A 20148-nucleotide genomic window follows, 5' to 3' on the forward strand; every position below is an offset into this window, starting at 1 on the left:
TATCACCTTGTCTTACATACTGATTGGCAGTGCCATAATTATTGCGTCCTCACGTCCGTCGACCGTGGGGTAGTAGTTGCGGCGAATCGTCGCCTCGTTAAAGCCTAAGCTTTCATAGAGCGCGATGGCGGCGACGTTAGACGCACGCACCTCCAGCCACAGCGTGACGACGCCGCGTTTTTCTACTTCATCAATCACATGTTCCAGCAGTTCTCTACCCAGGCCACGGCGCTGAAAGGCGGGGTCGACGGCGATATTAAATAAGGTCGCTTCGTCGAGTACAATTTGCGTAATCGCAAAAGCCGCCATCTCGCCGTCCACCGCCAGCTGAAAATTCAGATAGCGCTCCCCCTGGTTACTGGCAAACGTCTGCTCACTCCAGGGAAAAGCGTGGGCGCGTGTTTCAATTTGCCAGGCGCGGGGTAAATCAGCCGCGTTGAGGGTAGAAATCGTGTTCATGTGCGCAGATTTGTTGCCAGAGCGCCATGCGAGCAGGCGTGCTGGTCTGAAGTTCATCGAAAGCGGGCGTGGAAATCTGTGCGCCCGCCAGCAGCAGCGGCGCGTCCGTACCCAACCGCCAGCTATTGCAGCGGGCATCCTGGGGTAGCATCGCAACGCGCTCAGGCGTGAGTTGCATCACCTGTTCCGGCGTCAGGGCCAGCGCGCGCAAAATATCGCTGATAAGCGGCTCGGTCAGCGATGGCAGTTCTTCCGCCACCATCACCAGACGAATATGTCCAGGAAGCGAGATAGCGATTTCACCCTGTAAAGCCCCTGGACGACGCAGCGACCACTGGGTGATGCCCAGTTGCTGTAATTGCCAGTCTCGTCGGGATGTCATAGCGAAACACTCCTGTTAATCAAGCGCGCAATATAGCAAATCCGTCGTATCTGCGCCAACAAACTGCGCGGTTAAAGGGCTGTATCCTGCCGCCAACAAAGAGGCAGCCTGAAAGATAACGTGTATAATCGGCGCCAGTCTCAATGAAGGAGTGTTTCATGTCCGCTTTTACCCCGGCAAGTGAAGTCTTGCTGCGCCACAGTGATGATTTCGAGTCCGCCCGCGTTCTGTTTGCCGGTGACCTGCAGGATGACCTGCCCGCTCGTCTCGACACGGCTGCCAGCCGCGTCCATACCCAGCAGTTTCACCACTGGCAGGTACTGAGCCGCCAGATGGGTGAAAATGCCCGTTTTAGCCTGGTCGCGGAAGCCAGCGATGTTGCCGACTGCGATACGCTGATCTACTACTGGCCCAAGAACAAACCCGAAGCGCAGTTTCAGCTGATGAATCTGCTATCCCTGCTGCCGGTCGGTATTGATATTTTCGTGGTTGGTGAGAACCGCAGCGGCGTGCGCAGCGCGGAGCAGATGCTGGCGGAATATGCGCCGCTCACTAAAGTCGACAGCGCCCGCCGCTGTGGGCTGTATCACGGTCGCCTGGAAAAACAGCCTGCGTTCTCCCCAGAACAGTACTGGGGCGAATATCCGCTGGACAATCTGACGATTAAAACGCTGCCGGGCGTGTTCAGCCGCGACGGGCTGGACATCGGTAGCCAGCTTCTGCTTTCAACCCTGACGCCGCATACTAAAGGCAAAGTGCTTGATGTCGGCTGCGGTGCTGGGGTGCTGGCAACCGTACTGGCGAGCCACTCGCCGAAAGTTCGCTTAACGCTATGCGACGTCAGCGCTCCGGCGGTTGAAGCCAGCCGCGCCACGCTCGCGGCTAACGGTTTCGAAGGGGAAGTCTTCGCCAGCAACGTGTTCTCCGAAGTCAATGGCCGTTTCGATATGATTATCTCCAACCCACCTTTCCATGACGGCCTGCAGACCAGTCTGGAAGCCGCGCAAACTCTGATTCGCGGTGCCGTTCGTCATCTGAATAGCGGCGGGGAGCTGCGTATTGTCGCCAACGCCTTCCTGCCTTATCCGAACGTGCTGGATGAGGTCTTCGGCTTTCACGAAGTCATCGCCCAAACCGGTCGCTTTAAGGTTTATCGGACAGTCATGACCCGTCAGGCGAAGAAATAATCTGTCGCCTACTCCGGCGACAGCAGATGCTTGTCGCCGACCTTTTCCTTCCTGAGCCGCCCATTTTTGCAACAATCAATCCAACTGATACAATTAACTATTGACGAATAGCTGAAAACCACTAGAATGCGCCTCCGTGGTAACGATACTTTCATAGTGTCGATGGTATGCGAAGGTGGCGGAATTGGTAGACGCGCTAGCTTCAGGTGTTAGTGTCCTTACGGACGTGGGGGTTCAAGTCCCCCCCCTCGCACCATAATCCACGTTGATATTGCTCGCACTGGGCGAAGGTGGCGGAATTGGTAGACGCGCTAGCTTCAGGTGTTAGTGTTCTTACGGACGTGGGGGTTCAAGTCCCCCCCCTCGCACCAACGAGGCGATATCAAAAATTAAGAATACTGTGCGAAGGTGGCGGAATTGGTAGACGCGCTAGCTTCAGGTGTTAGTGTCCTTACGGACGTGGGGGTTCAAGTCCCCCCCCTCGCACCAATATTCTTACCCTTCAGCATTATCCCATCAGCCTTAGATTCACCATCATCAGCATGATCCCGCTTATCAGCGCAAGACACGACGGTAGTAAAACAAAATGCCGCAGTTGACGATGCCAAATCATCATCGCTGACATGAGCATTCCCAAAGTTACCAACCCGCGCCAGGCATCTACCGACAAATCGGCAAACCCGAGGGCGGCAATCAATACGCCAGGGATCAGAACGCCCCATCCACTCCCTAAAGTTCGCTGCAACATGTTTTCACCTCTCACAACGATAATGATAACCAATATCATATGATAATTTTTATCATTTGTCATTCTAAGTCAACCAGACGTCCTTATTCTTTACGTTTACGCTAATGACATACATTCATGAAGGTGATAAATTAAGCGAATAGAATATATATTAAATTATTTGATTATTTCGCAAAAACCTTATTTTGCGCATTGTTTTTTATTATTCATTTTTGACATACATCATATTGAATTTTAACGACTAATAATGACAACCCCAACATGACTGCACAATCCTGGCGATCCCATTACGAACAAAAATATCAGTATTCCTTACGACTTTTTTTACTGCTTAATTTTGTTTCAGCCTCCTTATCTCTGGTCAGTCCGCTCTTTACCGTCATTACTTTTACCCTACCCTGCTTTCTGATTGTGGCCTGCAGCATGGTTCTGTTGTTATGGCACTGGAAATTCTCACAGCATAAAATAAATATTTCAGTTATTTCTCTGATATTTGGCTTGCTTTGGGCGTGGCACGTTACGGTAAAAGCAATGGTGATGGGGCCACCGCATTTTAACTACCTGGTGATCGCTTTATTAAGCGTGTTATTTATTGGCACCATTGCTTTTTCCAGCAATATCATCGCATTCACCCTACACTCGCTGCCGACATTTATTGCTTGCCTGATTCTTGGCGGGGGAGAGCAATGGCTGCGTATGTCCTGGTGTTTTGTACTACCTATTGCGGGTATCACTCTGCAAAGCTTAATTCAGAAACGTAGCGATCTTTTCACTCAGGGGCTTATGGATAAGCTGCTGAAAGAGCGTAATACCCTCAACGATCTCAGTATGTTGGACCCGCTTACTGGTTTGTATAACCGCCGAGGTTTACAAAACCGACTGGATACCATTCTTTCATTAGACAATGCCGAGCATTACGTCCTGTTGCTGGATATTGACCATTTCAAAGCTTACAACGACCACTACGGTCATATGATGGGCGATCAGGCTCTGATCCAAGTTTCGGCAGCCATTCGCAATGCCGTACGTTCACGCGATATCGTAGCCCGCTTTGGCGGCGAAGAGTTTATGGTGCTATTGACCAGCAGTACATCGGATAATGCCCTTCAGGCCGCGGAGCGGATCCGGCAGCGAGTCTATGATTTGAAAATTCCGCATATGTTTAATGAAAGCGTCGCAACAAATGTCACCATCAGCATTGGCATGACACCGTTGGTGGAGGCCGATATTGATAGCGCCCTGAAACGGGCGGATAACGCGCTTTATGAAGCCAAAAATATGGGGCGTAATATTATCCTCACGAGTTAGTGATTCATTCGCGCAGCTGCTTCCTGCTGCGCGGATAAATCACTTGCCAACCCCGCATTGAGCCACTAGTATCAGAAATCATTATCATTTAGATTTGTATCTGGCGCTCGATGGCTTACCGCTCACTCTCATTCAACAACGATATCATCTGGCGGGCTCCGCTCCCTTCGGCTGAGCGTGAGCTAGCCAATTCGATACGGGAAAAAATCTCTGCGCTACGGCCTCACCTGTTGGATTTTCTTCGTCTGAATGAAGAAGCTCCTCATCATGCGTTAACCCTGGCGGAATGGTCACAGCCCGTAGCGCTAAGCTCCCTGATGGCGACCTGGTCCGATCATATTTATCGTAATCAACCAACTCAGTTGCGTGAGCAAAAGCCGCTGCTTTCCCTCTGGGCCCAGTGGTACATCGGTTTACTGGTACCACCGCTCATGCTGGCCTTATTGAGCGAAGAACAGACGATTAGCCTGGCCCCGGAGCATTTTCAGGTCGAGTTTCATGAAACCGGCCGCGCCGCCTGTTTCTGGATTGATGTTCATTCAGAGAACTCATCATCAAAGCAATCGGCACAATTGCGGATAGAAAAGCTGGTCACATGTGCCTTACAGCCCGTCGTACAGGCGCTTGAAGCGACTGGCGATATCAATGGCAAGCTTATCTGGAGCAATACCGGTTATCTGATCAACTGGTATCTGGGGGAGATGAAAGCGCTGCTGGGAGATGAGCAGGTTGCCGATTTACGTCAGCATTGCTTCTTCGACAAACAGTTATCGGATGGCCAGGATAACCCACTCTGGCGTACTGTCGTTTTACGTGAAGGACAGCTCGTGCGCCGTACCTGCTGCCAGCGCTATCGCCTGCCGGATGTACAACAGTGCGGCGATTGCACGCTGAAATAATCTACTGATAAACAACGGGCGGCTTATTCAGCCGCCCTTTTGCTTTTATGCTGTCTGTTCACTCTCTTCCGCTATGCGCTGTGCCTCTTCGGCTTCCTGCGCAAGTAGCTGTTTTTCGTAAACTTTAAAGAATGGGAAATAGATAACCGCCGAAACACACGCCAGGATAACCACCAGAATCGCCGCCCGGAAATCCCAGCCTAACGCCCATGCGCCGCCAATTGGCGCAGGAGCCGTCCATGGAACAACCGAAATCACCCGCCCAATCAAATCCAGCTTCATAGCCGCCCAGGCCAGTACGGCGTTGACCATTGGCGCCAGCAGGAAAGGAATAAAGAACACCGGATTCATAACGATAGGTGTACCGAAAATAACCGGTTCGTTGATGTTAAACAGACTGGGGACCACGCTCAGGCGACCAATCGAACGCAGGTGCGCGGAGCGGCTGCGCAGATAGCAAAATACCAGCCCCATCGTCGCTCCTGAGCCACCAATGACGATAAAGAATGTCCAGAACGCCTCCATAAAAATATGCGGCAACGGCGCGCCCTGGGCCAGAGCCTGCTGGTTCATCCCAAGGTTAGTCAGCCAGAACATCTGCAGCATACCGGATACAATTGCCGCGCCGTGAATACCGGCAAACCACAACAGATGGCCAATCAGTACCGCCAGTAAAATAGCCGGCAATGAATCCGCGGCGGAAACCAACGGTTTAAAGATTGCCATGATCGCCTGAGGGATCAGCATATCGAAGTGATGTTGAATAAACAGGCTCAGAGGGTAGAGCGTCAGAACAACGACCAGTACCGGGATCAGGAGATCGAAGGAGTTTTTAATCATCGGCGGCACCTGATCCGGCAGGCGAATACCGATGTTATGCGCTTTAAGGAAACGCATCATTTCTACACAGTAGACGGCAACAAGAATGGCGGTAAATATCCCCGTCCCTCCCAGGCTATCCACCGGCAAATTGCCGTTCGTCTTTGGCGCAGCCACGAGCAGAAAAGCCATAATCGACAGCATGGCGCACATGAAAGGATCGAGCTGATTGGTTTTTTCGTAATGCTTACCGAGGTTATAGGCAATCGCGGCACAGATATAGATAGACATAATGCCCATCGTCATATCGAACGGCGTCAGAATTCGCCCTTCAAACTCTTTTGCCAGATCCAGCCAGGCACGGGCAAATCCCCATGTGGTATCCGGTGAAAACGGCGGGTAAGCAAATACCAGCAGAAAAGAGCCGACAATCATAAACGGCATAGCAGAGATGAAACCGTCGCGAATAGCCATAACATGACGCTGAGACGAAATGCGTCCGGCGACAGGGCTGATGTAGTTTTCTACAAAGCGAAATATCAGATTAAATGCAGCATGGTTAGCAGACATAGCAGCCCTCCTGACAGGCTAGATAAACAGGCCCAACAACGATTATCTTGCAGCTGTGATAAACCCGATTCTGTGAGTGGATTAGCACGTCGGATAACCCACTGGCTTTACAGCTCGAATAAGTTCGATTCATACACGGCTCTTTTGTTATAGGTGACGCAGGGAAGTTACCTTGTCAGTATTCATACAGATACGAACAACCGCAACCGGTTACAGTAACCGGTTGCGGTGAATGTGAAGGAGATCCAGAAATTGGAAAGATTCTTGATTATCTACCAATGATATTTACACTTTGCGAAGCTTGTGACAGATTTTTAACAAGCCTTAATCAGGAGATTCCAATGAGTCTGCAGTCCGTGCGGCAGTTTTTCGCTGACCACGCCCCCGATATCGAAATCATCGAACTTAATCAGAGTACGGCAACCGTAGCGCTTGCAGCAGCCGCACACAATGTTGAACCCGGACAAATAGCAAAAACGTTATCGTTAAAAGTAAAAGAGCGGGTAGTACTGGTTGTCGCAAAAGGCGATGCACGCCTGGACAACAAAAAGCTAAAAGAAGCGTTCGGCGCTAAAGCGCGTATGCTGAGCAGTGATGAAGTGGTTACGCTAACCGGGCATCCCGTTGGTGGCGTTTGCCCCTTTGGCCTGGAAATACCGCTGGATGTGTATTGCGATATCTCTCTTAAACAGTATCCGGAAGTCCTGCCTGCTGCCGGATCGATTCATAGCGCCGTCCGCATTTCACCTGAACGAATGGCGCAACTAACTGATGCAACCTGGGTTGATGTCTGCCTTTAATAAAAAGATTCACACTACTGGGCAAGGCGCATGCCTCTGGTATCATCATTATTCGCCGACAGGCGAATCAAAATATCTGCCGCGCTCAGTAGCCCCATATCAGAGCTGACACCAAGCTTCGTCATTGCGTTGAATTTATGCGCCCGGATAGTTTTGATGTTTCTTTCCAGCTGTGTCGCTATTTCAGGCAACGAGTAGCCATAAGACATATATCGTAAAATAGTATGTTCCGTCGGGCTCAGTATTTGATTACATATGCCCTGTTTTTGACTTGTTGAGCTTTCATTAGCTTGATAGCTATGATCAAGAAGCTGGAGCAAGCGCTCCTGCAGCTGTATCCGACAAGCTGATTTATTCAGAATACCATGTAAGCGAGAAGGCGTTAGATGGCTAATCAAACGCATTTCAGCTTCATCGTTAGCCAGGACAATTCTCTGCATCTCAGGGCAATAGCGCGCTATCTCATGAAGAAAAAGCAAACTTTCCAGGCGAGATCTGCGATTACCTGAAAGTGAAAAAATAATCGCAGAAAAATCTTTAGACTTAAACTCTTGCTTCAGTTCCTGCGTATCTTTAAAGAACTGAATATTGTAATTTTTACCGCTTTCACGAGTAAGAATGTAGCGAAGCGCCACTTCCGTCATCGCACATTTCTCTACGATAGCGACATATCGTGTTGTGAGATTTTTTTCCATTCCGCTTGGTCTCCATAGGCCGAATAAATATTCAGCTCCTTCATTCCCTGTGCACTATTAATCCAGGCATACATCTCTGCATTGCTACGCAGAGACAAGCGGCGCATCGCACTATTTTTCTGCGCACTTATCGTTTTATTGCTCTTTTTCAAAAGAGCAGCAATTTGGTTAATTCCCCAACCTTTTGCAAGAAGTCTCAAAACCTTACGTTCAGAAAGAGTCAGAATAACCAACTTATGCTGTTCTTCGCCAATATTTCCCATTTCGGGGGAGAATAATGTCTGGCTAATTCTCTCAGCGGCAAGACCACCAGCACGAACGACTTCAATCAGGCGTTTTACTGGCTCGCTATCCGATATCAATGTGCTTTCCGGCCGCATTAATAGCTCAACCGCTAATGGAAAACAGGTACTTCCAACCATAAAGACCCAGTGAATATCCCTGTACTGAGTCATTAAAGAATAATAATGTTCGCAAATACTCCGCGGCTGCTCAATTTCACCAGATAAATCTGCGATGACCAGTACAGCACGACGTAATTGAAGTAGCGTTAACTCATCCTGGGAACGGCAAAAGCTCAGTTCATAATCGGGGAGATGCTCCCCAACAATTGCCTTTAACCCGGATTGCATAACCGGTATCCTGCTGATAATAATGCCGAACTTACCCTGTCCTGGTAACATAAACCCTCCGCATCCTGTCGAAGATTCACGCCCGGCAGAAAAACAATCGGATAGATAATTGAATAGCCACCCATATTATTTTGCCAAAATGAATCTTTATCATCCCTGGCGAGCGCCCTATACCACGCTCTGAAACCAATTCGTATTATATAGTGCACAACATGTTGCTGTTATACACGCCAATGATTAACTTTAACATAGATAATTTCCAGCAATAAATTAGAAAAGGTTAAAACCTTCGTTAGAAGCGCTAACTTAAGATAAATTAAATAAAGAAATATTTATTTTATTTTTTTTCTAAATACTTTAGGCGATTCACCACTATAGCGCCGAAAAAAACGGGAGAAATAGGCTGCATCAGTAAATCCTAAGTAATCAGAAAGTTGAGCGATAGTCATGCTGGTGTATTGCAGATTGCGACGAGCCTCAAGCATCAATCTTTGGTGTAAAACACCAAGGGCGCTGCAGCCATAAAATTCACGGCACAAATAATTCAAGTGTGTCACAGATAGCCCCACTAGCCTGGCGTACTCCGCTAAAGGCATATGCTCACGATAGTGGCTTTCAATAAGACGAGAAAAATGACGCATGACGCTACGTTTGCGTTCCGCTTTGTCCTCCGTAACCGGCGTCGGGAGATACTGCCGATTTAACCACACCAGCAGCGCCCCCAATAGAGAATGCAGCATCATCTCGCGCGCATCGTGATCCTCGCAATACTCTTCTCGCAAGGCGGTAAAAAGCGCCCGGATATGGCCCCGGGACGCTTTCACGGGTACGCACTGCGGCTGGCTCAGCACATCCAACTGGCGGTCAAACTGATTTTCGAAACGCCTTAGCAACGGTAATGCCAGCGATAAAACGTATCCTTCCGTACCGGGAGAAAAGCGAAACCCATGAATACACAGCGCCGGAACAACCTGAATACAGGATTCCATCACCACAGTCGTTGTCCCTTCGATTTCGATTTCTGCTCGCCCTTTATGCAGGTAAAGCAGTTGAACCAACTCAGCGTGCTGATGAACACGGATATGCCATTCATACAGACGGCTACGTTGGAGTATCGACTCGCAGTGCAGAAGATCAGGCGTTGGCCAGCCATGTAATTCACCGTACAGTTTAAAAACGGGAACGGTATTCGTTGCCTGCATCACGACTCCTGCGTTTTTCAGTTTTATGCCACGCGTTCCATTGGCAGACCGACATAATTTTCGGCAATCGTCGTGAGCCCGGCGCGTGATTCAAGATAATAACGACGATCTGCAGACTGCATTTTTCTGTCGAACTCGCTTTGTTGAGGAAAATCATGTAGCAGACGAGTCATAAACCAGCTGAATCGCTCACCTTTCCATACGCGATCCAGAGCCAGGCGGGAATAGTTCGCCAGCAGATCGGCACGACCATGGTGATAATATTCACGTAGGATCCGCCATAAATAGTTCACATCGGATGCGGCCAGATTTAAGCCTTTCGCTCCAGTCGGCGGTACGATATGCGCTGCATCGCCCACCAGGAATAGCCTCCCATACTGCATTGGCTCCACCACGAAGCTACGCAGCGGCGCAATGCTCTTCTCAAGTGAGTGACCAGTCACTAACTTATGCGTCAGGTCATCAGGCAGGCGTCGTTTGAGTTCATTCCAGAAACGTTCATCAGACCATGCTTCAACCTTCTCACTAAGCGGCACCTGTAAGTAGTAGCGGCTTCGGGTTAGTGAGCGCTGACTACAAAGCACAAATCCGCGTTCATGGTGGGCATAAATAAGCTCAGGATTCACCGGCGGCGTATCGGCCAATAGCCCCAGCCAGCCAAAAGGCCAGACGCTTTCATACTCTTTCAGGATCCCGCTCGGAATACTTTGCCGACAAACGCCGTGAAATCCATCGCAACCAGCAATAAAGTCACACTCGAGGCGAATGCTTTCACCATCGCTGACAAAAGAGACCGACGGTCGATCGCTTTTCGCATCGTTAATGGTGACGTCACTGACGCCATAAATTATCGGCGCACCGCATTCCGCCCGGGCCGCCATTAAATCCCTCGTCACTTCGGTCTGACCGTAAACCATTACACTTTTGCCTTCAGTCAGCTCCGTCAACGCAACCGGCACGCGTTTACCATCAAACAGGAACTCAACACCATGATGGACGAGGCCTTCAGCGTCCATCCGCCTGGCCGCTCCGGCCTCACGCAGCAACTCCACCGTCCCATTTTCCAGAATCCCTGCGCGGATCCGCCCCAATACATACTCTGGCGTCTGCCGTTCAAGGATAACGCTCTGAATCCCGGCGTTATGTAATAACTGCCCCAACAGCAGTCCGGATGGGCCCGCTCCGATAATCGCCACCTGTGTTTTCATAGGATCGCCTCAGCATGGTTAATTATTTGTTGTTTTTTTGTGTATTAAAAGTTCTGTTTTGCATTTTTGATAAGTCTGATGGGAAAAAGAAGGGAGAATCTGGCGCAAAAATTGTACTTTTCACCAATCTTGCGAAAGTGTGGCAGAGTTCAAATTATCAGCAGCCAACGAAGCGGGTGATTTTTTACACATTGTTTGATCCTGACCGCTCAGATAAAACAAGACTTCAGGTAAAAGTATCGCCAGACACTCTGGTATTGGGCATTACGGACAGTAGGTATTTATGCAAGCAGACAGGGCAACCCAGCGCGCAATCACGCGGTTGTGCATTCAATGTGGTCTTTTCTTATTACAACACGGCGCAGAGAGCGCACTGGTTGAGGAGCTTTCAACTCGTCTTGGCCTGGCATTGGGGATGGACAGCGTGGAAAGCGCCATCTCTTCTAACGCGATTGTCCTCACGACTATCAAAGAGGGTGAATGTCTGACTTCAACGCGAAAAAATACCGATCGCGGTATCAATATGCATGTCGTCACGGAAGTTCAGCATATTGTTATCATGGCGGAGCACAAGCTGCTGGATTACAAGGACGTGGAAAAAAGGTTTGCTCAAATTAAACCGCTGCGCTACCCGCGCTGGCTGCTGGTTTTAATGGTTGGCCTTTCCTGCGCCTGCTTTTGCAAGCTCAACAACGGCGGCTGGGACGGTGCGCTAGTCACCTTTTGCGCCAGTACGGTAGCGATGTATATCCGTCAGGTATTGACCCATCGCTCAATGCATCCGCAAATCAACTTTTGCCTTACAGCCTTCGTCGCAACGACCATTTCCGGACTAATGCTGCGCCTTCCAACCTTTGCCAGCACGCCAACGGTCGCGATGGCCGCCAGCGTACTGCTTTTAGTGCCCGGCTTCCCGCTCATTAACTCCGTTGCTGATATGTTTAAAGGGCATATCAATACCGGTCTTGCCCGCTGGGCAATCGCCAGCCTGCTAACGCTCGCCACCTGCATTGGAGTAGTGATGGCCATGACGATGTGGGGACTGCGCGGATGGGCATAATCATATACCTCTACGACCTGGCGCAGGATATGATTCTGGCAGCCATTCCCGCCGTTGGGTTCGCCATGGTGTTTAACGTCCCGCAGCGAGCGCTACGCTGGTGCGCGCTACTGGGAGCTATCGGCCACGGCTCGCGTATGGTGATGATGACGGCTGGCTTTAATATCGAATGGGCGACGTTCATGGCTGCCCTGCTGGTTGGCAGCATCGGGATCCAGTGGTCACGCTGGTATCTGGCGCATCCCAAAATTTTCACCGTTGCGGCGGTGATCCCAATGTTCCCCGGTATCTCCGCCTATACCGCAATGATCTCAGCGGTCAAAATCAGTCATTTCGGCTACTCGGAAGAGATGATGATTATGCTACTAAGCAACTTTCTTAAGGCATCGTCTATCGTTGGGGCATTATCTATCGGGCTTTCGATTCCTGGTCTTTGGCTCTATCGCAAACGCCCGCGCGTATAGATGACCGCGCCGCGGGTCACCTGCGGCGCTCCTTCCAGAGCGACCTCTGTGCTACTATGTGTGCAGTTACCCCCTTTCTATATTAGTTGTTCAGAGTTGAGATAGATTTATGTCTTCACGAATATTAACTACCGATTTTAGCGGTCTGGATGACTTCATGCAGGATCACGCAGCGGTACTGGCAAAATCGACCAGCGGCGCCGTCGCTGTATTTGCCAACAACGCCCCCGCATTCTATGCGCTGACGCCGGAGCGTCTGGCGCAATTGCTGGAGCTGGAAACTAAACTCTCGCGCCCCAATAGCGACATTGCCCTGGACGCACAGTTTTTTGACGAGCCGACGGCGGTCCCTGTTCCGGTACCGATGGGAAAATTCCCGATGTACGCCGACTGGCAGCCGGATGCAGACTTTCAGCGCCTGGCCGCGCTCTGGGGTATCGCCCTGAGCCAGCCGGTCACGCCGGAAGAACTCGCCGCGTTTGTCGCTTACTGGCAGGCGGAAGGTAAAGTCTTTCATCATGTTCAGTGGCAGCAGAAGCTGGCGCGCAGCGTGCAGATTGGCCGGGCCAGCAACGGCGGTCAGCCGCGTCGCGACGTCAACGCAATCAGCGAACCTGATAACCATATTCCACGAGGATTCCGAGGATGAGCATGAAAAATGTCGGCGATTTAATGAAACGCCTGCAAAAAATGATGCCAGCCCATGTCGAACCCGCGTTTAAGACAGGTGAAGAGCTACTGGCATGGCAAAAAGAACAAGGTAAGCTGCGTTCGGAAGCGCTGGAGCGTGAAAACCGCGCCATGAAAATGCAGCGAACGTTTAACCGCTCCGGTATCCGCCCACTGCACCAGAACTGCTCTCTGGATAACTACCGGGTGGAATGCGAAGGCCAGATGATCGCACTTTCCCGAGCGCGCCAGTACGTCGAAGAGTTCGACGGCAATATCGCCAGCTTTATTTTCTCAGGTAAGCCTGGCACCGGTAAAAATCACCTCGCCGCCGCCATCTGCAATGAGCTGCTGCTGCGGGGCAAGTCGGTGTTGATCATTACCGTCGCCGATATTATGTCCGCGATGAAAGATACTTTCGGCAATCGGGAAACCAGCGAAGAGCAGCTTCTCACCGACCTGAGCAAGGTCGATTTACTGGTGATAGACGAAATTGGTATGCAAACGGAGTCACGCTACGAGAAAGTCATCATTAACCAGATTGTCGATCGCCGATCTTCGTCAAAACGTCCTACCGGCATGCTAACCAACAGCACCATGGATGAAATGAATAAACTCCTTGGCGAACGCGTCATGGACCGTATGCGGCTGGGCAACAGTCTGTGGGTTAATTTCAACTGGGACAGCTATCGCGATCGCGTGACCGGAAAAGAGTATTAAGATATTTCTGAACACGGCCAGCGTTATAATCATGGAATTATTCAGTCACGGCGAAGAGTACGTCTATGAAATCTGCAAAAACGTTGTTCCGCACGGCGATAGCGGCCTGTGCTTTACTGGCCTTTGGCGCTCACGCCACCTCCTGGCAGGATTCTCTTTCCAGCGCCGCTAACCAGCTCAGCAGCCAGAACGGTAGTCAGCAAAGCGGCGGCATGTCGCTCTCCTCGCTCACCGGATTGCTAAACGGCGGGAGCCAATCTCTGACCTCCAGCAGCATGAACAATGCCGCCGGGATTATGTCTTATTGCGCGAAACAGAAGCTGGCTTCGGTAACAAATACCGAAAACATCAAAAATCAGGTCCTGGATAAGCTAGGCCTCAGCACGCCGGAAAAGCAAAAAGAGGACACCAATTACCTTGATGGCCTTCAGGGGCTGTTGAGTAGTAAAGACGGCCAGCAGCTAAATTTAAATAACCTTGGCAGCAGCCCGCTGGCGGAGAAAGTGAAAACTAAAGCCTGCGATCTGGTATTAAAACAGGGCGTTAGCTTCCTCTCCTGATCCCCTCTCTAAATGCCGCGTTTGGCGCTTTAGTCCCGCCAGCGCGGTCGCAATGCTGATTTTTTAACATCTCACCCCCTTGAGCCCCTTTCATAAAGGATGTGAGGCGAGTCAAAAACGGCGATTTCTAAACCAATTCTGAACCACAGCACAAATTCATGACGATACAATTGCGGCAATATTGCGCTGCAATTACAGTGTAGCGTGGAAAAAGATCTATCTGGCCAGCCGACAACTGGCGTGAATGAGGATGAGCTGTGTCAGAGTTGTTATCCATCGCCCTGTTTCTTGCTTCGGTGATGATTTATGCATTAAAAGCCGGTCGTAATACCTGGTGGTTCGCCGCCACGCTCACGGTGCTGGGCCTGTTTGTTATTTTAAATATTACTCTCTACGCCAGCGATTACTTCACCGGCGACGGCATCAATGACGCGGTACTCTATACGTTGACCAACAGCCTGACGGGCGCAGGCGTGAGCAAGTATATTCTGCCAGGCGTTGGGCTGGTCGTGGCGCTGGTCGCGGTATTCGGTGCGCTCGGCTGGGTGCTTCGCCGTCGCCGTCATCATCCTCATCATTTTGGTTACAGCCTCGTCGCGCTGGTTCTGGCACTGGCCTCGGTGGATGCCAGCCCTGCCTTCCGCCAGATTAGCGAGCTGGTAAAATCCCAGTCCCGCGATGGCGATCCGGATTTTGTGGCTTACTATAAAGAACCGTCGAAAAGCATTGCTAATCCAAAACTGAATCTGGTGTACATCTACGGCGAAAGCCTTGAACGCACTTATTTTGACAATGATGCGTTCCCCAATCTGACTCCAGAACTCGGCAAACTGAAAAGCGAAGGGCTGGACTTCAGCAATACCACCCAGTTGCCGGGCACCGACTATACGATTGCCGGGATGGTTGCCTCTCAGTGCGGGATCCCGCTGTTTGCGCCGTTTGAAGGCAACGCCTCGGCCTCGGTCTCCAGCTTTTTCCCGCAAAATATCTGCCTGGGCGATATCCTGAAAAACTCCGGTTACGAAAACTACTTCGTCCAGGGCGCTAACCTGCGCTTCGCCGGAAAAGATGTATTCCTGAAATCTCACGGCTTCGATCACCTGTACGGCGCGGAAGAGCTTAAAACAACCGTTGCGGATCCCGCTTACCGTAACGATTGGGGTTTCTACGATGACACCGTTCTTGATGAGACCTGGAAAAAATTCGAAGCGCTTTCGCAATCCGGAAAACGTTTTTCGCTGTTTGCTTTGACGGTCGATACTCACCATCCAGATGGTTTTATCTCCCGTACCTGCCAGCGTAAAAGCTACGATATGGACGGCAAAAAGAACCTCTCTTTCAGCGCCGTCTCCTGTAGCCAGGAGCATATCGCGGCGTTAATTGAGAAGATTAAAGCCTCGCCGTGGTTCAAAAATACGGTCATCGTGGTTTCTTCCGATCACCTGGCGATGAAAAACAGCGCCTGGGATTATCTGAACAAACAGGATCGCAGCAACCTGTTTTTCGTCCTGCGCGGCGATGACCCCCAACAAGATACGCTGGCGGTTAAGCGTAATACTATGGACAACGGCGCGACGGTGCTGGATATCCTCGGCGGCGATAACTTTATTGGCCTCGGGCGCAGCAGCCTTTCCGGGGAGTCGCTTTCCACCGTGTTCCTCAATATGAAAGAGAAGGTGCTGGCGTGGAAGCCGGATATCATCCGCCTGTGGAACTTCCCTAAAGAGATGAAGAACTTCACCATCGATTCGCAGAAGAATATGATTTCCTTCTCCGGCAGTCATTTCCGCCTGCCGCTACTGCTGCGGATTTCAGATAAGCGCGTCGAGCCGCTGCCGGAAAGCGAATACTCCGCCCCGCTGCGCTTCCAACTGGCCGATTTCGCCCCGCGCGATAACTTCGTCTGGGTCGACCGCTGCTACAAGATGGGCCAGCTATGGTCGCCGGAGTTAGCGCTCTCCACCGACTGGTGCGTATCGCAGGGCCAGTTGGGTGGTGAGCAGCAGGTCCAGCGCGTCGACAAAGTCCAGTGGCAAGGAAAGACCGCGTTCAAAGATACCCTGATCGATATGGAGCGCTACAAGGGCAACGTCGATACCCTGAAGATTGTCGATAACGACATTCGTTATAAAGCAGACAGCTTCGTCTTCAACGTTGCCGGTGCACCTGAGGAAGTAAAACAATTCAGCGGTATTTCCCGTCCGGAATCATGGGGACGCTGGTCCAACGCGCAGCTCGGTAATGAAGTGAAAATTGAATACAAAGAGCCGCTGCCGGAGAAATTCGATCTGGTCATTACCGCCAAAGCCTACGGACCGAATGCCAATAAACCGATTCCGGTACGCGTCGGCGATAGCGAGCAAACGCTCACTTTGGCCAATGATGTCACCACAACTACCCTGCACTTCGATAATCCGTCGCGCAGCAATACCTTAACGATTGCGCCGCCGGATCCACAGTCAACCAACGAGGGCAATATTCTCGGCCACTCCCCGCGTCAGTTGGGTATCGGCATGGTTGAAATCAAAGTGGTGAAAAACGAAGGATAAAACAATAGCCCGGCGGTTTTTAAGCCGGGCTATTGTTTTAGGGTCAGGACATCAACAGTGCAGCGGCTTTAGCTCATCTGCCGAAAGCCCGGTGATCCGCTGCACAGTCTCTTTATCTAAGCCGTCTTGTAGCATACTGCCAGCAATGCGCAGCGCTTCCCGTCGACTCCCTTCCTGCAGACCTTCCTGCATTCCCTCTTGTCGACCTTCCTGTATCCCTTCCTGCTTAAGTTTTTGAGCGATAGACATCAACCTCTCCTCATACTGTGGCAGACGGCGGGCCAGCCGGCGGATAAACACGCTCGGATCGGTGGTATTACCGTACTACAGCATATAGTGAAACAGCATTCTCAGCTGCCGACGGTTAGTGTATCCCAGCATCACAACAGCCGCCAACGACTCCGTTATTCCATTAAGATCGCGCTGGCGGATATGCTTTTGCATCAGCTCCAGCAGAGCGACCCGACGATGCTGGACACTTTCATCATCCGGCATCACCGTAACGTCGATCAACGGAAACGGACAACCATACAGCTTCTTCGCCATCTGCGGATCGGCAAATTCATCCAGCCAGTTCAGGGAAAAAGGATAGGGACTGGCCGCACCGTGATAAAAAAGCATCGGCACCACCAGCGGCAGCGCTTTGTGCCCGGCGTCGAGGTGCCGCTGCATCGCGGCAATCGCATACCGCATTAATCGAAAAGCCATATGATTATCCGGTGAGCTCTGGTGTTCAATCACCACATAGACATATCCCAGCCCTGAGGTGGTTTGTACCGACCACAGCACGTCCGAATACCAGGCGCGCAGATCTTCATCGACGAAACTCGCTGGCTCCAGCCTCAGCGTCGCAAAATCACACTGCTGACGGATCTCTTCGTGAAGGTAGAGCGTGAGGAAATCATTCGCCGTCTCCGGATGGCGAAGAAATCGTTTAAATACCGCATCGTGAGGCGTCGAAGTCATACGTTTTTTCATGGCCATCCGCTTGCCAGAAAGAGAAGGAAAGCCGGACTCTACCACCGGTTTTTACCCGGCTGGATTTAACGATGATTTTCTGGGAAGCGACTCGGAGAATAGCGCGGCGGCCAGCAAGCTGACCGCCATAGGCAGGATTTAGTAATCAAACTGCCGGTAATAACGGCGGATATTGAGATCGTGACCGGTATGGTGTTCAAAGTGGGCCGCCAGCCTGTCCACCAGCAGGGTTGAAACCACGCACGGCGCCATAATCCAGCGGAAAGCGTCATCAATACCGTTCAGCGGATAGTCGCGCGGGTCGATAACCACCAGGCGGTCAGTTATCTTCTGTGCAAAGCGTTCGACGCGCTCGTCCAGCGCCCGGCATTTACCCTCGCCCTTCACCAGAAACAGCGGAACCTCTTTTTCCAGTAGCTCCAGGGTGCCGTGGAAAAACTCAGCTGAGCTTACCGACTTAGTCCGCTTCCACTGCATCTCTTCGAGAATACACATCGAGAACAGGTAGACTTCCCCCCACATTTCCGCCCCGCCAATCCACATCATGTAGTCGCTATTATGATATTGCGCGGCAATTTTATCCGCCTGCGGCTCGAACTGGCGCTTGGCTTGCAGCAGATTTTCCGGCAGCAATTCCAGCTGGCTGGCAAAACGATCGTAATTTGCGAAATCACCATGACGATAAATCACGCGGAAAAATAACCAGTACAGCAGCATATATTCATATTCCACGCCATTCTTGTGGCACATTGGAATATGCCAGCTGGCGGCTGCGGCCAATGGCGAATCGGCATGACGGGTAATCGCCACCACGCGGATTCCCTGCGCCTTGCACCATTCGGCAATGGCTACCGATTCTTTAGTATCGCCGGATTTAGATAACGTGACGACTACCGCTTCTTTATTTAATTTTTTATGCCCGCGATGAATTAATTCCGCAGCCTGTTCAAGATAAACCGGCACGCCGGTTAATTCTTTAGCAAACTCATTAATGGCCATCATCGGAGCCAGAGAACCACCTACCGATACAAAAAATAACGCGCTACAGCCGCTGTGATAAATATCGTCGGCGACGGTTTCCGCCTGTTTACGCGCAGCGATGATCTCGCGAGCACTGGTCAGGTACTCGTCCTGATTAAAACCCAACATAGTTTTCTCCTGAATAATCAGATTTTACTTTTTAATACGCGGTCAAAATCGTCAAAAATACGTATTGCAAGATCGATGCCCTTGAGTCCGGCGGTATGCCAGGCGAGCATTTGGATCGGCACAATCAGCAGCAACGGTGCCAGGTGATGTTCACAGGGGCAGTTTAGCGCCAGTGTTTGCTCATCTTCCTCACCGCTCAGCGTCAACGTAAAGGCCCGGGCAATGGACGGCGCCATATAATCGCGTAGAGCACGGGAGCGCTCATCCGGCGCGTCTTCAATAAACAGCATCACATGGCGGGCATTAGCCTCCAGATAAGGGCCGTGCATATACGCTTCCAGCTCAAAACCGCTGGAAGGCACGCGCACCGTTTCGGTAAATTTGGTTTCGAACTCCTTCGCCACCCCAACCAGCGCGCCATAGCCAGTGGCGACAAAGCGTTCGCCGCCGCGTAGCGCTTCGCTATGCCTGTCGATAAAACATGAGGTGCGGGCAATAACATCCGGGATCGCCAGCGCCAGGCGTTGTAGCTCTGCAATATAGCGCTCCTCCTCGGCCTCGCTGGCCTTCCCCTGGCTGCGGGCAATCATCAGCGCCATCAGCAGCAGATTCAGTACCGTTGCGCTAAATCCGCGGGTGACAAACCCCACGCTCTCTATCCCGGTATTGATATCAAGCACCCCGTCGCAGACCAGCGCTATCGGGCTTTGCGGGTCGGAGGTCAGGGCAAAGACCGGTAGATTCGCCGCCTGCACTTTACGCATCGCCTCCAGCGTCGACGCGCTTTTTCCACTCTGCGAAATCGCCACCACCAGATCGGTATGCGGGTCGATAGCTTCGTAATGGGTGAAGTTGTACGGCTCTTTAATTTCAACCAGAATGCCGAAGCGTTGTTCAAAGAAATAGCGTGCACAAAGGGCGGCGTTTAGCGACGATCCGGTCGCCAGCAGCAGAATACGCCGCACCGGGTGCTGGCGAGCAAAGATGTCAATCGCCGCCAGCTTTTGCCGGTAGTCGCGAAGGATCTGCGTCAGGCAGGCGGACTCTTCACTGATATAAGTCATCATCGTTGGTTTCATAGCTCACTCCC

At 51.3% G+C, this 20148-nt stretch carries 20 protein-coding genes, 3 tRNA genes and 1 pseudogene; 13 read left to right on the plus strand and 11 right to left on the minus strand.

Translation table 11 applies throughout. The annotated features are described in order from the left end of the window. Positions 1-12 precede the first annotated feature (12 nt). The gene (gene rimI / locus FN082_RS07805) at positions 13-459 is read right to left on the minus strand and encodes a ribosomal protein S18-alanine N-acetyltransferase (protein ID WP_139539342.1); all 447 of its coding nucleotides are present in this window, start codon (positions 457-459) and stop codon (positions 13-15) included. Beyond that, positions 428-841, minus strand: a complete 414-nt coding sequence (locus FN082_RS07810) for a DNA polymerase III subunit psi (RefSeq protein ID WP_139539341.1) — start codon at positions 839-841, stop codon at positions 428-430. Before FN082_RS07810 ends, rimI begins: the two co-directional genes overlap by 32 nt. A gap of 158 nt (positions 842-999) precedes the next feature. Between FN082_RS07810 and rsmC the strand changes: the two genes are divergently transcribed. The 4 genes from rsmC to FN082_RS07830 all read left to right on the plus strand — a co-directional run bounded on the left by rsmC (position 1000) and on the right by FN082_RS07830 (position 2517). Then, positions 1000-2028, plus strand: coding sequence for a 16S rRNA (guanine(1207)-N(2))-methyltransferase RsmC (gene rsmC / locus FN082_RS07815; RefSeq protein WP_139539340.1), 1029 nt, complete (start codon positions 1000-1002; stop codon positions 2026-2028). A gap of 169 nt (positions 2029-2197) precedes the next feature. Then, positions 2198-2284 (plus strand) — tRNA-Leu (locus FN082_RS07820). A 28-nt stretch (positions 2285-2312) separates the two neighbouring features. After that, positions 2313-2399, plus strand: a tRNA-Leu gene (locus FN082_RS07825). A 31-nt stretch (positions 2400-2430) separates the two neighbouring features. Then, positions 2431-2517: transfer RNA gene (locus tag FN082_RS07830), tRNA-Leu, on the plus strand. A 19-nt stretch (positions 2518-2536) separates the two neighbouring features. On the opposite strand, the gene FN082_RS07835 is transcribed toward FN082_RS07830, so the two are convergent. After that, on the minus strand, positions 2537-2776 hold the full coding sequence (locus FN082_RS07835) for a DUF1435 domain-containing protein (protein ID WP_139539339.1): 240 nt from the start codon (positions 2774-2776) through the stop codon (positions 2537-2539). Positions 2777-3037: 261 nt separating this feature from the next. Here FN082_RS07835 and FN082_RS07840 point away from each other — a divergent pair, with 261 nt between their 5' ends. After that, complete coding sequence (locus FN082_RS07840; RefSeq protein WP_139539338.1) at positions 3038-4084, plus strand: GGDEF domain-containing protein; 1047 nt, start codon at positions 3038-3040, stop codon at positions 4082-4084. Between the two features lie 110 nt (positions 4085-4194). Then, positions 4195-4983 carry a siderophore-iron reductase FhuF gene (fhuF, locus tag FN082_RS07845; protein WP_139539337.1) on the plus strand — a complete coding sequence of 263 codons (789 nt, stop codon included), beginning with the start codon at positions 4195-4197 and terminating at the stop codon, positions 4981-4983. 45 nt (positions 4984-5028) lie between these two features. Here the strand turns inward: fhuF and FN082_RS07850 are convergent, their stop codons facing one another. Beyond that, positions 5029-6372, minus strand: a complete 1344-nt coding sequence (locus FN082_RS07850) for a PTS sugar transporter subunit IIC (RefSeq protein ID WP_139539336.1) — start codon at positions 6370-6372, stop codon at positions 5029-5031. Positions 6373-6713: 341 nt separating this feature from the next. On the opposite strand from FN082_RS07850, the gene FN082_RS07855 reads away from it, so the two are divergent. Continuing rightward, entirely contained in the window at positions 6714-7172 is a 459-nt protein-coding gene (locus FN082_RS07855; protein ID WP_139539335.1) for a YbaK/EbsC family protein, read from the plus strand. 14 nt (positions 7173-7186) lie between these two features. Here the strand turns inward: FN082_RS07855 and bglJ are convergent, their stop codons facing one another. The 4 genes from bglJ to pobA form a co-directional block, all read right to left on the minus strand. Further along, positions 7187-7867, minus strand: coding sequence for a DNA-binding transcriptional activator BglJ (gene bglJ / locus FN082_RS07860; protein WP_139539334.1), 681 nt, complete (start codon positions 7865-7867; stop codon positions 7187-7189). After that, positions 7828-8550, minus strand: a complete 723-nt coding sequence (locus tag FN082_RS07865) for a helix-turn-helix transcriptional regulator (RefSeq protein ID WP_139539333.1) — start codon at positions 8548-8550, stop codon at positions 7828-7830. The genes bglJ and FN082_RS07865 overlap by 40 nt, the downstream gene beginning before the upstream one ends. Before the next feature lie 281 nt (positions 8551-8831). Then, positions 8832-9701, minus strand: coding sequence for a helix-turn-helix domain-containing protein (locus FN082_RS07870; RefSeq protein WP_139539332.1), 870 nt, complete (start codon positions 9699-9701; stop codon positions 8832-8834). 23 nt (positions 9702-9724) lie between these two features. Next, positions 9725-10909, minus strand: coding sequence for a 4-hydroxybenzoate 3-monooxygenase (gene pobA / locus FN082_RS07875; RefSeq protein ID WP_139539331.1), 1185 nt, complete (start codon positions 10907-10909; stop codon positions 9725-9727). Between the two features lie 283 nt (positions 10910-11192). On the opposite strand from pobA, the gene FN082_RS07880 reads away from it, so the two are divergent. The 6 genes from FN082_RS07880 to opgB all read left to right on the plus strand — a co-directional run bounded on the left by FN082_RS07880 (position 11193) and on the right by opgB (position 16931). Continuing rightward, a complete protein-coding gene (locus tag FN082_RS07880; protein ID WP_139539330.1) occupies positions 11193-11969 on the plus strand; it encodes a threonine/serine exporter family protein in 777 nt (258 codons plus the stop codon). After that, positions 11960-12433: a threonine/serine exporter gene (locus tag FN082_RS07885; RefSeq protein ID WP_139539329.1), complete on the plus strand. Its 474-nt coding sequence runs from the start codon at positions 11960-11962 to the stop codon at positions 12431-12433. Before FN082_RS07880 ends, FN082_RS07885 begins: the two co-directional genes overlap by 10 nt. Positions 12434-12542: 109 nt before the next feature. Beyond that, the gene (gene dnaT / locus FN082_RS07890) at positions 12543-13082 is read left to right on the plus strand and encodes a primosomal protein DnaT (RefSeq protein ID WP_142981390.1); all 540 of its coding nucleotides are present in this window, start codon (positions 12543-12545) and stop codon (positions 13080-13082) included. Between the two features lie 2 nt (positions 13083-13084). Next, positions 13085-13822, plus strand: a complete 738-nt coding sequence (gene dnaC / locus FN082_RS07895; protein ID WP_014227813.1) for a DNA replication protein DnaC — start codon at positions 13085-13087, stop codon at positions 13820-13822. Between the two features lie 65 nt (positions 13823-13887). Beyond that, the gene (locus FN082_RS07900; RefSeq protein ID WP_139539327.1) at positions 13888-14382 is read left to right on the plus strand and encodes a DUF2501 domain-containing protein; all 495 of its coding nucleotides are present in this window, start codon (positions 13888-13890) and stop codon (positions 14380-14382) included. A 257-nt stretch (positions 14383-14639) separates the two neighbouring features. Next, on the plus strand, positions 14640-16931 hold the full coding sequence (opgB, locus tag FN082_RS07905; protein ID WP_139539326.1) for a phosphatidylglycerol--membrane-oligosaccharide glycerophosphotransferase: 2292 nt from the start codon (positions 14640-14642) through the stop codon (positions 16929-16931). Positions 16932-16982: 51 nt separating this feature from the next. Here opgB and FN082_RS07910 read toward each other — a convergent pair. The 3 genes and pseudogenes from FN082_RS07910 to FN082_RS07920 all read right to left on the minus strand — a co-directional run bounded on the left by FN082_RS07910 (position 16983) and on the right by FN082_RS07920 (position 20137). Then, positions 16983-17915, minus strand: a pseudogene (locus FN082_RS07910) (Rpn family recombination-promoting nuclease/putative transposase). A 132-nt stretch (positions 17916-18047) separates the two neighbouring features. Beyond that, a complete protein-coding gene (locus FN082_RS07915) occupies positions 18048-19058 on the minus strand; it encodes an SIS domain-containing protein (protein ID WP_180349592.1) in 1011 nt (336 codons plus the stop codon). A 17-nt stretch (positions 19059-19075) separates the two neighbouring features. Then, on the minus strand, positions 19076-20137 hold the full coding sequence (locus FN082_RS07920; RefSeq protein ID WP_139539324.1) for an SIS domain-containing protein: 1062 nt from the start codon (positions 20135-20137) through the stop codon (positions 19076-19078). Positions 20138-20148: the final 11 nt, after the last annotated feature.

The sequence above is a fragment of the Klebsiella spallanzanii genome, assembly GCF_902158555.1.
Lineage (GTDB): Bacteria > Pseudomonadota > Gammaproteobacteria > Enterobacterales > Enterobacteriaceae > Klebsiella > Klebsiella spallanzanii.

Excerpts from the sequence above, each read along its gene's own strand:
- rimI (WP_139539342.1), bottom strand. The coding sequence starts at position 459 with ATGAACACGATTTCTACCCTCAACGCGGCTGATTTACCCCGCGCCTGG.
- FN082_RS07810 (WP_139539341.1), bottom strand. The coding sequence starts at position 841 with ATGACATCCCGACGAGACTGGCAATTACAGCAACTGGGCATCACCCAG.
- rsmC (WP_139539340.1), top strand. The coding sequence starts at position 1,000 with ATGTCCGCTTTTACCCCGGCAAGTGAAGTCTTGCTGCGCCACAGTGAT.
- FN082_RS07835 (WP_139539339.1), bottom strand. The coding sequence starts at position 2,776 with ATGTTGCAGCGAACTTTAGGGAGTGGATGGGGCGTTCTGATCCCTGGC.
- FN082_RS07840 (WP_139539338.1), top strand. The coding sequence starts at position 3,038 with ATGACTGCACAATCCTGGCGATCCCATTACGAACAAAAATATCAGTAT.
- fhuF (WP_139539337.1), top strand. The coding sequence starts at position 4,195 with ATGGCTTACCGCTCACTCTCATTCAACAACGATATCATCTGGCGGGCT.
- FN082_RS07850 (WP_139539336.1), bottom strand. The coding sequence starts at position 6,372 with ATGTCTGCTAACCATGCTGCATTTAATCTGATATTTCGCTTTGTAGAA.
- FN082_RS07855 (WP_139539335.1), top strand. The coding sequence starts at position 6,714 with ATGAGTCTGCAGTCCGTGCGGCAGTTTTTCGCTGACCACGCCCCCGAT.
- bglJ (WP_139539334.1), bottom strand. The coding sequence starts at position 7,867 with ATGGAAAAAAATCTCACAACACGATATGTCGCTATCGTAGAGAAATGT.
- FN082_RS07865 (WP_139539333.1), bottom strand. The coding sequence starts at position 8,550 with ATGTTACCAGGACAGGGTAAGTTCGGCATTATTATCAGCAGGATACCG.
- FN082_RS07870 (WP_139539332.1), bottom strand. The coding sequence starts at position 9,701 with ATGCAGGCAACGAATACCGTTCCCGTTTTTAAACTGTACGGTGAATTA.
- pobA (WP_139539331.1), bottom strand. The coding sequence starts at position 10,909 with ATGAAAACACAGGTGGCGATTATCGGAGCGGGCCCATCCGGACTGCTG.
- FN082_RS07880 (WP_139539330.1), top strand. The coding sequence starts at position 11,193 with ATGCAAGCAGACAGGGCAACCCAGCGCGCAATCACGCGGTTGTGCATT.
- FN082_RS07885 (WP_139539329.1), top strand. The coding sequence starts at position 11,960 with ATGGGCATAATCATATACCTCTACGACCTGGCGCAGGATATGATTCTG.
- dnaT (WP_142981390.1), top strand. The coding sequence starts at position 12,543 with ATGTCTTCACGAATATTAACTACCGATTTTAGCGGTCTGGATGACTTC.
- dnaC (WP_014227813.1), top strand. The coding sequence starts at position 13,085 with ATGAAAAATGTCGGCGATTTAATGAAACGCCTGCAAAAAATGATGCCA.
- FN082_RS07900 (WP_139539327.1), top strand. The coding sequence starts at position 13,888 with ATGAAATCTGCAAAAACGTTGTTCCGCACGGCGATAGCGGCCTGTGCT.
- FN082_RS07915 (WP_180349592.1), bottom strand. The coding sequence starts at position 19,058 with ATGTTGGGTTTTAATCAGGACGAGTACCTGACCAGTGCTCGCGAGATC.
- FN082_RS07920 (WP_139539324.1), bottom strand. The coding sequence starts at position 20,137 with ATGAAACCAACGATGATGACTTATATCAGTGAAGAGTCCGCCTGCCTG.